This is a genomic window from Butyrivibrio sp. MC2013, from assembly GCF_000424585.1.
GTDB lineage: Bacteria > Bacillota > Clostridia > Lachnospirales > Lachnospiraceae > Butyrivibrio.
This window is the reverse complement of sequence record NZ_AUKE01000015.1, coordinates 47,525-62,345: the sequence shown is the minus strand read 5'-3', so window position 1 is coordinate 62,345 and position 14,821 is coordinate 47,525. Positions and strand designations below refer to the sequence as shown.

Annotated in this window: 11 protein-coding genes and 1 riboswitch; of the genes, 1 reads left to right on the top strand and 10 read right to left on the bottom strand. The window is 45.9% G+C overall.

What is annotated here, in order from left to right; genetic code table 11:
- The first annotated feature begins 232 nt into the window (after nt 1-232).
- Nucleotides 233-724 carry a flavodoxin family protein gene (locus tag G636_RS18130; protein WP_051226863.1) on the top strand — a complete coding sequence of 164 codons (492 nt, stop codon included), beginning with the start codon at nt 233-235 and terminating at the stop codon, nt 722-724.
- Nucleotides 725-1,278: 554 nt separating this feature from the next.
- Here G636_RS18130 and G636_RS18125 read toward each other — a convergent pair.
- From G636_RS18125 to G636_RS18110, 10 genes are all read right to left on the bottom strand, one after another.
- Nucleotides 1,279-3,447, bottom strand: a complete 2,169-nt coding sequence (locus tag G636_RS18125) for a helicase-related protein (protein WP_051226861.1) — start codon at nt 3,445-3,447, stop codon at nt 1,279-1,281.
- A gap of 40 nt (nt 3,448-3,487) precedes the next feature.
- Nucleotides 3,488-4,537: a CPBP family intramembrane glutamic endopeptidase gene (locus tag G636_RS0110075; RefSeq protein WP_026507954.1), complete on the bottom strand. Its 1,050-nt coding sequence runs from the start codon at nt 4,535-4,537 to the stop codon at nt 3,488-3,490.
- Between the two features lie 52 nt (nt 4,538-4,589).
- Complete coding sequence (locus G636_RS0110070; RefSeq protein ID WP_026507953.1) at nt 4,590-6,908, bottom strand: CPBP family glutamic-type intramembrane protease; 2,319 nt, start codon at nt 6,906-6,908, stop codon at nt 4,590-4,592.
- Nucleotides 6,908-8,296 (bottom strand): ABC transporter permease, encoded by a 1,389-nt coding sequence (locus tag G636_RS0110065; protein WP_196803085.1) that lies wholly within the window; start codon nt 8,294-8,296, stop codon nt 6,908-6,910. The genes G636_RS0110070 and G636_RS0110065 overlap by 1 nt, the downstream gene beginning before the upstream one ends.
- Nucleotides 8,286-9,224, bottom strand: a complete 939-nt coding sequence (locus tag G636_RS0110060) for an ABC transporter ATP-binding protein (protein ID WP_026507951.1) — start codon at nt 9,222-9,224, stop codon at nt 8,286-8,288. The genes G636_RS0110065 and G636_RS0110060 overlap by 11 nt, the downstream gene beginning before the upstream one ends.
- 212 nt (nt 9,225-9,436) lie before the next feature.
- Complete coding sequence (locus G636_RS0110055) at nt 9,437-9,709, bottom strand: acylphosphatase (protein WP_026507950.1); 273 nt, start codon at nt 9,707-9,709, stop codon at nt 9,437-9,439.
- Between the two features lie 4 nt (nt 9,710-9,713).
- The gene (locus G636_RS0110050) at nt 9,714-11,297 is read right to left on the bottom strand and encodes a glucose-6-phosphate isomerase (RefSeq protein ID WP_026507949.1); all 1,584 of its coding nucleotides are present in this window, start codon (nt 11,295-11,297) and stop codon (nt 9,714-9,716) included.
- Nucleotides 11,298-11,428: 131 nt separating this feature from the next.
- The gene (locus tag G636_RS18120) at nt 11,429-12,646 is read right to left on the bottom strand and encodes a glycosyltransferase family 4 protein (protein ID WP_051226859.1); all 1,218 of its coding nucleotides are present in this window, start codon (nt 12,644-12,646) and stop codon (nt 11,429-11,431) included.
- Nucleotides 12,624-13,958 carry a bifunctional folylpolyglutamate synthase/dihydrofolate synthase gene (locus G636_RS18115; protein WP_196803084.1) on the bottom strand — a complete coding sequence of 445 codons (1,335 nt, stop codon included), beginning with the start codon at nt 13,956-13,958 and terminating at the stop codon, nt 12,624-12,626. The genes G636_RS18120 and G636_RS18115 overlap by 23 nt, the downstream gene beginning before the upstream one ends.
- A gap of 13 nt (nt 13,959-13,971) precedes the next feature.
- The gene (locus tag G636_RS18110; protein WP_051226855.1) at nt 13,972-14,514 is read right to left on the bottom strand and encodes a folate family ECF transporter S component; all 543 of its coding nucleotides are present in this window, start codon (nt 14,512-14,514) and stop codon (nt 13,972-13,974) included.
- Nucleotides 14,515-14,579: 65 nt separating this feature from the next.
- A riboswitch (THF riboswitch) is annotated at nt 14,580-14,692 on the bottom strand.
- Nucleotides 14,693-14,821: the final 129 nt, after the last annotated feature.

Below are 14,821 nucleotides of genomic sequence, written 5' to 3'. Positions count from 1 at the left end.
TTCTGATCTGATGCAAAATGGCAGATGCCTGTCAGGCGCCTGCATCATCATATCTATATAAGAAGTATAACACAGACGAAATAATATAAAGACTCTTCCCGATTTTTTAACATAAATGTTACCAATGTTTAAGGATATTGTAGTTGTATCCATGGCTCATATCTTTTAGAATGTCCTATGGGTATCTATTTATTGAATAGTTATTATAAGCTTATATAAACGGGGGAGTTGTATGGCAGAGACCGGCAGAATACTAATGGTCTATTATTCATTTGAGGGCAATGTTGAATATATTTCCCGCATTGTCAGCAAAGAGCTTCCGGCCGATCTGTTCAGGCTTGAACCTGACAGGGAGCCGCCCAAAAAAGGCATAGGCAAGATCCTTCTAGGTGGTATGGATGTGGTACTTGGACGATTACCAAGGATCGTGCCCTGCAAATACAACCTAAGCGATTACAGCCAGATCATAATAGCAACACCTGTGTGGGCAGGCAGCTACGCACCGGCTCTTGGAACTTTTCTTAAGGAGAATCATCTTCAGGGTAAGAGGATATATCTCATAGTAAGTTCTTCCAGCGGCAATGCCGACAAGATGCTGTTAAAGCTGGAGGACAGCCTGACAGGCAACAATGTAGTGGGTACACTATCCGTCAAGGACCCCCTTCGCAATGAAGAAGAGGAACGTCCCAGGATAGAAGCCTTCCTAAGGGGAATACAGATATAGATCGTAGTTTTTAATTCTTTCATGTATAAAACGTAGGGGTTTTAATATACAACGACATAGAAGTGCATCCCTGCACTTCTAAACATGTCGGGTTACTTCCTGTAACTACGATACACGAAAAAAACGTCGACGGGGTAAACATCGACGCTTTTTCCTTCGTTAGGGGTTAAGTGATTGGTGCTGCAAGCCGAAAGGGGTGTTTTTGATGTCCTGGCGAGATGTCAAAATCTTTCGGCTGCACAGGGATGATATACCCGGGCAGTAGGGCTACCCGGTGGTAAACTCCGAACGGGTAAATTCGGAGGATAACCCGATTGTTACGGAAATCTTAAAGCTTCTCTTTCTTCTTTCTCTAAAATTCCCTAAACCAACTTGCTACAGCATTGTATATATCACATACGAGCCGCATCAACTAATAGTATATTACAATATACTTTTGGTTTTGTCCAGTAATTATTGCAAAAATGTTACAAAAAATATATTTATCAGCAAAAAATCTCCCAAAATCGCCTTTCAAAGCATTTTTGGGAGATCTTATAATGTAATATACTATCTCAATACCATATGGTCCTTGAGGATGCGTAACAATTCTCACATATATTATAGGGATAGTTCCATTTAATGGGCTTGCCGCAGCGGCGGCACTTCCTGCCCTGGAGCTCCTGCCTGGAGAGTACCTCCATGATCCTGACTGCCACCACAGAACGCAGCTCACTTACTTCATCATAGTCCTCAGGCTCACCAAACCTGGTCAGATAATAGCATATAAGGTCACATATCTGATAATAGTCTTCCAAAAGGGACAGGTCTCCCGGACCATAGCTGTTCTCCTTCATGGAGACTTCAGGCATGGCCCTTCTGTAATCAAAGACTTCGCCCTCTATCTCGCAGTCCACCATTTCTTCCCATATACCAAATAGGATCACATTGTCTTCATCAAAGGGAACTGTTATAAATTTGTAGATCAGCTCCTTATCATCAGTCTTTTGCTCCAGGAATTTACATAGCTTGATCTCTACGGACAGATCCGCCTTGTCAAACTCATCATTTTCCTCCTGTATAGCACCCCATTTGGCAAATATATCAGAGAGCTTGCCCTCAAGGCCAAGAAGAGACTCGGGGAAGGGCAGGGCTACCCTCTCTATAGGCTCAACTTCAGACACAAAAGCTTTCTTGATAAGGCCCTTACGGAACTCGGCATTGACATAGCCTGTATCAAAAAGGCCGCGTCTGCCGGCCCTTCCACCTATCTGGAGTATCTCCTGAGTAGAAAGGACCCTCTTTACAACACCGTCGAATTTCTCCGACTCCAAAAATACCACTCTTCGAATAGGCAGGTTCATGCCCATTCCTATGGCATCAGTGGCTACTACCACCTTGTTCTCACCTTCTGCAAACTTCCTGACCTCTTCCTTGCGCACATCATAGGGAAGAGCTCCGTATATGATAGAACAGGATATGCCCCGGCTCTGGAGCTCTGCTGCGCAGGCCAGCACATTGCGCTTACTGAATACTATCAAAGCGTCCTTGTCCTGCACATTATCAGGAAATACAAATCTGTCACTTTCCACTATGAGCTTTGTAGCCCTTTCGTGTTGTACCAGCTCATAGCTATCGCCGCAGTCTTCGATAAGGTCGGTCACTATATCAAGAGCCTCCCGGGCACCGCAGAGATGGACTTCGTCTGCGCACACGCCAAGGATAGCTGCAGTCCACATCCTGCCCCTTTGCCTGTCGGCGATCATCTGTATCTCATCTATGACAGCCACATTGTAGTGCCTGGCTGCATCCATCATCTCAATGGTAGAAGCCTGATGCTTTTTGACCTCAGGACAGAGATCCTCTTCGCCGGTCTTCATCCTGCAGGGCACTCCGTCGGCAGTAAGTCTCTCGTACACTTCATGGGCCAGGAGTCTTAAGGGTCCCAGGTATATTCCTTCTTCGGCCCTTTCAAGAGCCTGGATGGCATCATAGGTCTTGCCGGAATTGGTAGGTCCTATATGTATGATAAAATGTCTCTTCATCCTCCTGGCAGCGGGGTATAGATCAGGATAGTGATCTGGTATCTCCCTCAGGATATTGGCAGTCAGGGCTTCTTCCCTGGCATCCCTCTCCTGCCTGGCCTTCTCAGCCTCCATGTACCTGGGATTACGGCCAATATGGAGCCTTACTTCCTCTATGCTCATATCGCTGCAGAGCTGTCTTACCAGAGGATCCATGACCATATTAAAGACTCTGGACTTGATCAGTGTCCTTACTCTCTTGCCCTGCTTTGGGCTTTCACAGGAATCCAGAAATGCCTTCACATCTTCGGAAGAGTTTATGATCTTCTTTTCTATCCTCTGATAAAGAGCTCCCCTCATCGCTCTGCTGAGCATGATCTGAAGGCCTCTCTCAGAAAGCATGGATAGGAATTTGTCGTAAGTCTTTTCGCTTACATCCTCTTCAGCATGAAAATAGGTCACTCTCTGATTTTCCAAAAAAGAGCACAGATCCCCGCGAAGCTCTGATAAAAGCTCCGTATCCTGCATTATCAGGTCATAGGGATTCATGTGCTCCACATAAGACAAGACCATACCGTATGCCCTCTGGCCTCCCGGCATGAACCTCTCTGTACCTTTTCTTTTCCTATGATGATGCCTCTTTTTGGCAGAAGCACCCTTGTTCACCGGGCCTAGCTGCTTATTTATTGCAGACATGCCCTCATTCATTTCATCTGACATATATATTCACCACATAAAGCAGTCCTGTTACAAGCCCTTATCAGGACGCAAACAAATTCGCAACAGTCATGAGCAGGCAGAGAATAGCAAAAACAATAAAGCCCGCATTAAGATACGATGCACGCGCAAGAACCAGGCGACTCACCTGAGCTCTCGCAGGCTTAAAAGTAAACTCTTTTCTTGCCAGATTGACTATGATACATACTATTCCGCCCACTACCAGGATCAGCTGACAAAGGTCAAAGGCCATCAAGGAAACCATTGCGGCCACGCTTACCCCATCTCCCGAACTGATAAACTTCTCAAAAGCAGCAGGATCCGAAAGGGCGCTATCCATGATCTCATCTCCGGCCTTCAGCACTATGGTCGGGACCACCGAACCCCAGAAATTAAAGAACATATGGAAGACCACCGTGATCCATATCCTGCCGGTCCTAATATAAATAAATGCAAATACCAGGCCTATGACAAAGGTATAAAAGGTCTGATAGAGATTCATATGAAAAAGGCTAAAGCACAGCGCTGAGAACAATACTGCAGCAGCTTCACCAAATATGGCTGTCTTGTCTATCATCAGCTTTCTAAAGATCAGCTCCTCCACAAGCGGTCCTATCACAACCACCATTAAAATGGCATAAGGGGAGTCACTGCCTGCGATCTCATCTATAGCATTTACCGCTTTGCCGCCGCTGATGATATCAGCAAGCCAGCTGCTGAATATATTCAGGATAAATGACAGGGGAAATACCATCATATAATATGACAGCAGCTTATAAAATCCCACCTTTTCTTTGGATGGCTTAAAGGAAGGCAGAGAATTGCCTATAAGATATGCTATGGGAAATGCTATGAGATACATGCTTATGAGAATACTGGTATATAGGGATTCATCCTCAGTCCTGAATCCAAGAATGTTCATCTTCTCCAAATACGGCGCAAGTATCAGCAGCACCACCTGTACCACAATACTGATAATAAGATAGGCTACCAGTGTCCAGCCTATGTGATTATAGCTTTTTCTGGCAGCCGGATAATACATATCCGGCCACGCAGTATTAGCTGTATTAGAATTATTATTATTTACTTCCATCAATTGATATGGCTCCTGTCAGACCGGGGCCATATCAAACATCAGGCTCCGATCATTGAATAAATGTATAGATTGTCAGTAACACGCTTACCGCTATGAACAGCAGTACGCCCCTTGAGATAAATGCACTCCTTATACCCAGAGCAGCAGGGAGCTCCTTATCTTCCTTATCCAAATGTATATCACCTTTAAATATCAGCAGGAATATGCTCAGGATTCCCAGTACTATACAGGATTTCTGGACGATGTCAAAGAGCCTCTCGCTATAAGGATATATAAATACGCTCATGCTGTTTAAGAGGATATGCATTACTATTGTATAACGAATTCGTCCACTTCGCACGTATACATATCCAAATATCAATCCGATCACAGCCGCATAGAATATCTGGAAGAAATTGCAGTGGAAAAGGCCAAATGCCACAGCTGAGAGGATAATAGCCGTGAATGAGCCGTACTGCCTCATCTTGTCTATCATGACCTTTCTGAATATCAGCTCTTCTATGACAGGTCCCAAAAATGCAGCCATGATGCTGCCAAGGAGACTCTCTCCCGAGGATATCATCTGTACCCAGCTGTTATTTGCTTCTCCGCCTGATATATAATCAGCAGCCATATTTGTAAATATAGCTATGATAAAGGTCAGTGATACTGCAGCAAAAAAGAACGCAGCAAGCTTCCAGAAAGGCAGAGACTCATTTTTCTTTTTGCAGGAAGGCAGAGCCCTGGTCATCAGAAGGAATACAGGAAAGCCTATGCAATATGCAGCAATGATATTGATGACATATATCAGGTCTCCGGAATAGAGAGCTTCCATGACGCCTTCGCCCGTCCTGGCTGAAGCCATCTGTCCCAGTACCATGGCTATCTGTCCTGCCAGGTAATTGGTAATGAGCAGATATACTGCAAGAGACAATCCCAGCATGGTATATGCTTTGTGGGCTTTGTCCTCGTTTTCAGCTACTTCTTTGCTAAATGACTTGCCACCCTTTCCTGCCAGGATAGCGCTGCCTATCTCGCGAAGCATCTCTCTTCCAATGTTCTTGGTACCGTTTGCAAACACCCTGTTTTGGTATACACGTCCCGCAATAATGGCAAATACCACAACCCATACTATCAGGATCAACGTAAAGATAATGCCTTCAAGAGGAGATACAAGGGCTGTAAGGATATCCCCGGGCAGAGCAAAGGTAGCTGTTACAGGGATAAAATACAATATCTTCTTGATAATAGCAGCATCGCTGATCATAGGGATATACATGTCTGCCAAAAAGCCTATAAGTATCACAAATGTAGACAGACCCACTGTCTGGCTGACTTCTTCCGGCTCTGCAGCAAAGGAAGCAAAAAGCGCTGCCAGGGTACAGAAGAATACAAAGCCTGCCATAAAGGTGATAAAGGTCAGTATAACAGGAAATACCATATGGGACACAGAACCAAAAAGGGATTCTGCAACCATTACAGCCGGATTGGAATAGCCGGGATTTATAAGGCTCCTGGAAATGGGATCCCCTATTACAAAGCCAGCTACCACACACGCTCCCCAAAGAGTCACCTGAAAAGCCGCAGATACTGCTACAGCCATTACTTTACCAAATATCACTGCGGGAGCCTCAGTGAGGGTCAGTATATATTCCATGAGCTTACTGGTCTTCTCAAGACTCACAAGAGAACCGATGCTCTGATTGTACAAGATGATCATCATATAGAGGATCAGCATCAGCAGCATGGGAAGGAGGCTTCTTAGAACTTCTGCCAAGGCTCCTTTTGCTTTCTCATCTTCGTCTTCTGTGTTTTCCACTGCTGCAGGCTCTTCTTTGATGATCTCTACGCTCACATCGCTCTGGATGATATTTGCGCTCTTCTCATCTATACCAAGGGCATCCAGCCTGGAATCAAATATTGTCTTGTCAAGATCATAGCCCAGATCCCTGGCATCCGACTTATCAAGGGAAGACGAGGCAGGCATGATCACATTCAGGCCGTAATCTCCTTCATTTCCTGTGACCTCCACAACAAGTCCCCTCGCAGGATCAAAGCCTTCAACTATATATGGATCATTGACTATGCTATCTCTGTCCAGATTTGAAGAGACAAAGGTCAGTTTCCTATATTTGGCGCCCTTATCCCTCATAAATATATCCGTATCAGGATCAGGCAGATCGCTGCTGTTGATCATGCAAACAGTAGTTACAGAGCTTTCTTCTTCGGCTTTCGAACCGGTGTCCTTTTCCATTACAGCCATCAGGCAATCTGACAAAAGACCTATGATCAAAAATACCAGTGCTATGATCACTGTCACCCTGCCAAAGCGCTTATTCTTTATCTGCTGCTTAAGAGTGAATTTAAATACTTCAAGCCAGTTTTTCATTATGCTTTATCCGCTCCTCTCCTTGAATTACGTCCGCTGTCTCGGAGCTTTGCAAGTTTGACGATGTCCCCTATCTTTAACCTGTTACCCTGGAAGAGGATCATAGCTTCATATACCAGTGCAGCCATCTTAAGAGCCAGATATGCTGCAGCAATAAGGATAAGCAGAGCTATGATGGCAGGCAGTTCACTGACATAACCCAGCAGCAAGAGTACAGGTATGATAAAGGCTCCGGTAAAGGGCACAAAGAGGCAGATGTACATAAATATACTGCCTGAACCAACTGCCAGCATGCTGATGCACAAAGCCATATCCACATATACGAATATCACTGACATGGCAGAATATATCTTCATGGATTCTCCCAGCTCATCGATCTTGGATACCGATGCTCCGGATACTCCGGCTATTATTGAATAGAAGGCAACGCCTGCAGCGACAGCAAGCACACTAATGATGAGCTTCGGAATCGTGATCCCTGCCCAGAGACCTGATGCCACTATATCTGCAGCGGCTCCCGAGGATGATCCCGCTGTTACCATGCCAAGAAGGAGCTGTGATACAAAACCACAGGCCAGCATGCCGCTTATCTGTATCACGCATATGACTATGGCGCTGACGATCTTGCCGGCAAGAAGAGCCAGAGGCCTTGCATTGACCAGAAGGTACTCTATGACTCTTGATGACTTTTCTGATGCCACAGATCCTGCAACAGAGCTGCCTGACATATTTACAAACATAAATATGAACATCATAGCAAAGAGGAAGCCCATGTATTCATCCATGGACACCCTGTCCGTATCAGAGTAGGCTTCTTCCAGGCCGTCAGCAGTCACCTTCAGTACGTCCACTTCAATATCTTCTCCAAGCTTCATAGCCTGGCTCTCTGTAATGCCGGACTTATCAAGAAGCCCCTGCCTGATGGCTTCTCCCAGGCAGGAAGCAAAGTCTTCTCTCTCTTCCTCTGATATGATGGAATCATCAGAAGCAGCTACCTTCATCACTATCCCATCACGGTCATCATATGAAGCCCAAAGACTCAGTGCCACATCTTCAGAGACTGACGCCTTTTCAAAAAGGCTGCCATCCTCATCCTCTGTGATATCTACTTCCACGTTCCTGTATATGCTCTCCTTGTCAAAGACAGGATCTATCTCTATACCCATACCGTTAAATAGAGCAGCTCTCTCGATCACAGTCTCTTCAATAACGGGAACATCGTCTGCCCCATCTCCAAATAATAGTCCAAAGAGATAGAGCCCCGGCATGCTGCAGAGAGATATCAGGCATACAATGGTCATAACTATCTTAAAGGTCCTGCTCTTTAGCCTGGATTTGAGCTCAAAGGAAATGACCCGGCCAAGGCCATAATAATCATTATTCTTCAATCTCATGGCCTCCTACCTTTTCTACAAATATTTCATGGAGCGAAGGCTCTCTAAGCTCGAATCTAACAACAGTCTTGCCAAGAGAAGCGAGCTTTCCCAGATAATTCTGTGCCACAGCTTCTGTTTGCACTCTAAAGTGCACTCCGTCAGGAGTATCTGAGATGACAGTCATGCCCGGATCTGCTTCCACATCTGAGAGGCCTTCATCACACTTGACGATGAGATTGATCCTGCCGTAGGACTTCTTGATCTCGTTGAGATTGCCCCCTGCTGCCACCTTTCCCTTGTTCAGAATAGTGATATCCTCGCAAAATTCCTCTATTACTGCCATCTGGTGAGATGAGAGTATGATATATTTGCCCTTATCAATCTCTTTGTGGATAATGCTGCGGAAGAGGTCGGTATTAACAGGATCAAGACCAGATAAGGGCTCGTCCAGGATGAGGAGCTCCGGATCTGACAGGAGTGCAGCCATCAGCTGGATCTTTTGCTGATTACCCTTTGAGAGCTGATCTGCAGTCATATCTTTTACTCTCTTACCTACTTTCTTTTCCGGAAAGAGATATTCCCTCACTTCCAGCTTGTCGGCAAGAAGCTCTATACGCTCTTTGGCTTCCTGGGGAGTCATCCCCTTTAATGCTGCAAAATACATAAGCTGGTCCATAAGGCTGTACTTGGGATAGAGGCCTCTTTCTTCAGCCAGATACCCCACATTGATCTTGTGAGGATCCAGCTCCCGGCCATTCCACAATACGCTTCCGCTATCTTTTTCCAGGATACCCAGTATCATCCTTATAGAGGTACTCTTGCCCGCGCCGTTTGTACCCAGAAGCGCATATACTCCGGGGTTATTCAGGCTAAAGCTTAAATCTTCAACAGCTGTTTTATCGCCGTATTTTTTGGACAGGTGAACTACTTCAAGTGACATAGATCGTCTCCTTTTCCTTTAACTTTTGCAATTAAATATTTTTTAACTGTTTCAGTTTACAATATATACGTTTAAAAGTCATCTATATATTAGGAATATATTACGAATTTTAACCTCTGTTAAAGCAAAATAGAGCCCTGGAGAGGATCATACCCCTCCGGAGCTCTATTTAACTTCTTATTATTTTCATTTCACCGCGACGCTCTCTGTGATCAGTAGAGGACCTTAAAGCTCCTCTCCTCTTCATCTACAGGCATCGGGCTGATGTCCATATTGTATATATTGATGAACCTGCCATTTTGTATATCAGTCAAAAAGCTGTCTATAGCTTCCCTTGGTCCCTGGACCTCGGCAGTCACCGAGCCGTCCCATTCATTGCGCACATAGCCTGTAAGCCCCAGCCGCCCTGCCAGATGGCTTGCGGTATAGCGAAAGCCTACACCCTGTACATCACCTTTAAATACAATATGCTCTCGTATCTTCATAGTGTCAGATGTTTAAGAGATCGCTGTATGCCTTGAGAGCACCGTCTGTATCATGAGCCAGTACCTTCTTGGCCAGCTTCTTGCCAAGCTGTACACCTTCCTGGTCAAAGGAGTTGATGTTCCATACAAAGCCCTGGAACATAACCTTGTTCTCAAAATGTGCCAGGAGAGCACCAAGCGCTTCGGGAGTAAGCTGATCACCTGCGATAATGCTGGAAGGACGCTTTCCTTCGAAGTTCTTGTTCTTATCTTCATCATCCTTACCAAGAGCAAAAGCCACGATCTGAGCAGCTACATTTGCGCAGAGCTTCTGCTGGCTGGTGGAATCCTCGATCACTACGTCATTTTCAATCTGGCTCTTTCTAAAGCCTACAAACTGCAGAGGGATAATATCTGTGCCCTGGTGCAGGAGCTGATAGAAGGAGTGCTGTCCGTTAGTTCCGGGCTCGCCAAAGATCACAGGACCTGTCTTGTAATCAATTGCTGCGCCGAAGCGGTTTACGCTCTTACCATTGGACTCCATATCCAGCTGCTGAAGGTGAGCAGGGAAACGGGAGAGAGCCTGAGAATAAGGAAGTACTGCTGTAGTGCCGTAGCCCAGTACATTTCTCTCATATACGCCAATAAGAGCATCCATAAGAGCAGGGTTCTTTCTGATATCCTTTTCAAGTGCCAGCTTGTCCTCTGCTGCTGCACCATCCAGGAAGCGGGCAAATACATCTGCGCCAAAGGCCAGTGACAAAACAGCTCCGCCTACTGCAGAGCTTGTAGAATAACGTCCGCCAATATAATCATCCATAAAGAAAGCATCCAGATAACCGCTGTTGCCTGCCAGAGGAGATGTCTCTGATGTAACTGCGATCATGTGCTTTGCAGGATCCAGGCCCTGCTTTGTAAGAGCATCCTTTACAAAAGACTCATTGGTCAGAGTCTCAAGTGTAGTACCTGACTTGGAAACCAGGATAAAGATGGACTTTGCAACATCAACCTTGCCCAGAACTGCAGATGCATCATCAGGGTCTACGTTGGAGATAAACTCTGCATTCATCTTGAAGAAACCATTCTTCTTTGCCCAGTTCTCAAGAGCCAGATACATGGCACGGGGACCAAGATCACTTCCACCGATACCGATCTGTACTACTGTTGTAAACTTCTCGCCCTTCTCATTTACGATCTGGCCATTATGTACCTTCTCTGCAAATTCTGCAACACGCTTTTGCTGAGAAAGGTAGAACTCTCTCTTATTAACGCCGTCTGCCATAACATCGCCGGCCTGCTGTCCGCGGCAGAGCTGGTGGAGAACCAGTCTCTTCTCACCTGTATTGATAACAGCTCCTCCCAGAAGCTCTTCATATTTACCGATCAGTTCCTGCTCATCAGCAAGTGCTGCAAGAGCATCAATAACTGTATCATCTACTTCCTTGGCTGCATAATTGTATGTCATGCCTGCAGGCATGGGAATAGAGTAATTCTTGACTCTATCTGCTCCGCCCTCTCCTGACATAACTGCCTTTAAATCTACTGAATCCTTCAAAGTGCCCAGCTTCTTCCAGGATTCAAGTGTATCGGGATTATTCCATGAAACCATCCTACTTCTTCCTTTCCGCACCGCCTTGCCAGTGCCACGCCTTATTTTTCCAATAAAAATATAAATGAAATAAAAATGTTTCGCAACACTCATTCCACGCAAATTTAAAAATGTCGCTGATTGCGATTAAATCATGCCCTGCTGAGGGGGCCTGTCTGCGGAGGGGTGTACGCAGCGCCATTTACCAGGCTGCCAGCCAGATCAACAAGTCTTGCTGCCGCAGTATGCGGGTTCCATTCATCCCTTATAGTCTCATAGGCTGCATTTCCAAGAGCTAATATAAGTTTTCTGTCTGCCGCAAGCTTCACCCCCTTGGCTATAAACTCGGCTTCATTTTCTCCCTTAAAGGTCAGTCCGTTTATCCCATCCTTTATAAGGTAGGGAACCGCTCCTGCCCCTTCTCCTGCCAGCACTGCGCAGCGGGAGTTCATTGCCTCGTTTACCACGGCGCCCCAGCCTTCCAGATGATTGCTGGTAAAAAGGTATATATCTGCAGTTTTCATAAGCTCTCTTACCTTTTCCGGAGGCAGAAAGCCCATCATCTTAACATTTGCTCCAAGGTCATTCTCATTGATATAGGCTTCAAGCTCATCTTTCATCTCTCCGCCTCCAACCATGCGCAAGCTAAAAGGAATATCGGCTTTTTTTAAAGCCCCGGCCAGATGCAATGCATATTCAGGATGCTTGACCCCCCTCATAAAGCGTCCTGCCCAGAGGATATTTACAGGTCTATAGGCGAGGCTGGCAGCTGAATTTCCTACGCATTTTATCTTTGCATCTATATTATCTCCCAGCTTACCTTCTTCCTGATCTTTATATCCATCTTTTACCGGCACCTCTTCAAACTTCGGAAAATAGCCCCACTTAAGGAGCTTGTCAGGATAAGCATGGATCAGGCGAAAATCCCCGGCTGTATAGGCTCCGCTGCAGAGCATATACAGATTATCTTTTCTATATTTAATATGCTCGTGATATTTTGCTGCCAGGCCTCTTGGAGATATGGCCTTCCATCTACCTTCTCTGTATATACGCTCACTCATCCTGATCAGAGCCTTGCCTTCTGACACACGCTCCAGACATGCGTCCATAACCTTGCTGCTCAGAGTCCAGCCCAGCAGCACCACGTCAGCTTCAGCTATAAGCTTCAGCGCAGCATAGCTGTCCTTGTCATATTGCATAACAAAAGAGAGGTCACCCATATCCCGGCCCCAACCCATGGCAAGCCTCTCTGCTTCCATGGGCTGAGTCTCCAGAAAAGTAAAGTTACCCTCTCCTATAATATTCATGATCTCCCTGCATAAAGGGATCTGATGATGATTGATATAATTACTGACCAGTACGAATCTCATCTGCAAGCTCTCTTATCTGTCCTATATAATACAATGATCCAAAGGCACATATAACGCCGCTGTCTCCTGCCAGCTCAAGAGCCAGCTCCACAGCCTCCCTGATGGAAGAAGCAGGCGACACATTCTCTGCGCCCATGCGTATCAGGTCTTCCCGCAGCTTTTCACCATCCAGAGCTCTCTCTGAAGGCGGTGTAATGGTAATAAATGCCCGTCCAAGCGGAATGACCCTACTCATCATTTTATCATATGCTTTGTCAGACAAAACCCCTGTTATAAAAATCACCTTTTGCCCCGGAAAAAAGCTCTCAAGGCTATCTGCCAGTGCTGCTACTCCCTGGGGATTGTGGCTGCCGTCTGCTATAAAATACGGATGAGAGCCAAGAAGCTCAAAGCGGCAGGGCCATTTGGCATCCTTTAGTCCCTCTCTGATAGCGCTCTCCGGAATGGAATATCCCCTTTGCCTGAGGATAAGAGCTGCATTAACAGCCATTGCTCCGTTATAAGCCTGCCAGTTGCCCAGCATGCTGATCCTCATGTCATTAAAGACTTCGCCCAAAGCAGTCAGATCAAAGCTCTGTCCCTTAAGACTCCTTCGAATATTCTCCTCTTTTGGAAGAGAGGCTATATTAAACGAAGCCCCCTCTTTCCTGGCAGTCCTTCTGATAAGCTCTGTTACATCCTCATCTGTCTGGGGATATAAGAGGACGTCGCAGCCCTCTTTGATTATGCCCGCCTTTTTATCAGCTATCTCTGTCAGGCTATTACCCAGTATCTCTGTATGATCGTAGGAAATGGAAGTAATGATCGCCAGCTCAGGGGAGGGTATCACATTGGTAGCATCCATGATCCCGCCAAGTCCGCACTCCATCACGGCTATGTCACAGCCGCTGTCCCTAAATTCCATAAAGCTCATGGCTGTGACCATTTCAAACTCTGAAGGAAGGCGAAGGCCGTCCCGGAGCATTTCCATAGACTTGTCCTTTATGATCTTTGTATAGCGCCCTACATCCTCCCGGGATATATATTCTCCATCTACTCTGATCCTCTCCTCAAAGCACAGTACCGCAGGAGATGTGTAAAGGCCGGTCTTATAACCGGCCTTTGTCAGGATAGTGGAAATAAAAGCCGCAGTAGAGCCCTTGCCGTTGGTCCCCGCAATATGGATATATTTCATATCCTTATGAGGGTTTCCCAAACGAGCCAAAAGCTCAGTCAGGCTTTCAAGATTCATTACGATCTCGCCTCTTGCAAGCTTTACAGGATTAAAAGCATCAAGAGATCTGTAAAAAGCTATCGCCTCTTCGTATTCCAAGGCCTTACCTCCCTTATGCTCTGCTTGCTTTGTTATCAGATGGAAGATACTGTGCTGCATATTTCCTTACAGGCTTAACTACCAGATACAGCAGTGCGCAGCTTATAAAGAACATCAATATCTCTTTGGGAATCCTGCTGATAAGCACTGCCTTAAAAGGACTGCCATAAAGGACGCTCAGCCAGTATGAATTAAGGAGCGCATCAATAAAAACAGAGGTGATAACCTGAGCACAGATGATACGTGCGAGCATTCCTGCACCGGACTTTGAGACCCTGGCTATCAGGCCAAATACCAGTCCTATCAAAGCGTAGCTGACCAAAAATCCCATAAAATAAGGACCTGTGGGCTTTACAATATAGGAGAGGAAGTCAGTAAGCGCACCTACCAGCATTCCGGGCACAGGTCCCAGGAGCATACCTGCAAGCGCTACAGGCAGGGACTGAAACCTGATCTCCATAGTATTTGTGATTGGAATCTTCAAAAAGCCGAAGATCACCGAGAGGGCCAGCAGCATGCCGGCAGTTGCCAGTTTCTGAACATTGTTTTTCTGCATAAAAATAGCCTCCTTCCATGCAGTTTCCTTCTCTGCACAGGGAGGCCTCTATATAAGCCTTGTGCAGCAGCGGGATGCGGAAACAGAACCGCGGGGAATAATGACAAGCTTCCCTCTTCGTCCCGATGACAACTCCCTGTTCACCGGGCACTATATACGCTCTGTATCCTACTCTGCGTGACATGATTATTTATTTGTGCACATCTGTCCAAGCTCCAAAAACAGATTTTGAACAAATGGTCTAAACAATAATAGCCTCTATAAAGACAAATTACAAGGGGCAAATTTAACCAGCCGGATCTACCTT

Bases quoted from the DNA above. Each gene is read 5' to 3' on its own strand.
- G636_RS0110075 (WP_026507954.1), bottom strand. From the start codon at position 4,537: ATGGAAGTAAATAATAATAATTCTAATACAGCTAATACTGCGTGGCCG.
- G636_RS0110060 (WP_026507951.1), bottom strand. From the start codon at position 9,224: ATGTCACTTGAAGTAGTTCACCTGTCCAAAAAATACGGCGATAAAACA.
- G636_RS0110050 (WP_026507949.1), bottom strand. From the start codon at position 11,297: ATGGTTTCATGGAATAATCCCGATACACTTGAATCCTGGAAGAAGCTG.
- G636_RS18125 (WP_051226861.1), bottom strand. From the start codon at position 3,447: ATGTCAGATGAAATGAATGAGGGCATGTCTGCAATAAATAAGCAGCTA.
- G636_RS0110070 (WP_026507953.1), bottom strand. From the start codon at position 6,908: ATGAAAAACTGGCTTGAAGTATTTAAATTCACTCTTAAGCAGCAGATA.
- G636_RS18110 (WP_051226855.1), bottom strand. From the start codon at position 14,514: ATGCAGAAAAACAATGTTCAGAAACTGGCAACTGCCGGCATGCTGCTG.
- G636_RS18120 (WP_051226859.1), bottom strand. From the start codon at position 12,646: ATGAGATTCGTACTGGTCAGTAATTATATCAATCATCATCAGATCCCT.
- G636_RS18130 (WP_051226863.1), top strand. From the start codon at position 233: ATGGCAGAGACCGGCAGAATACTAATGGTCTATTATTCATTTGAGGGC.
- G636_RS0110055 (WP_026507950.1), bottom strand. From the start codon at position 9,709: ATGAAGATACGAGAGCATATTGTATTTAAAGGTGATGTACAGGGTGTA.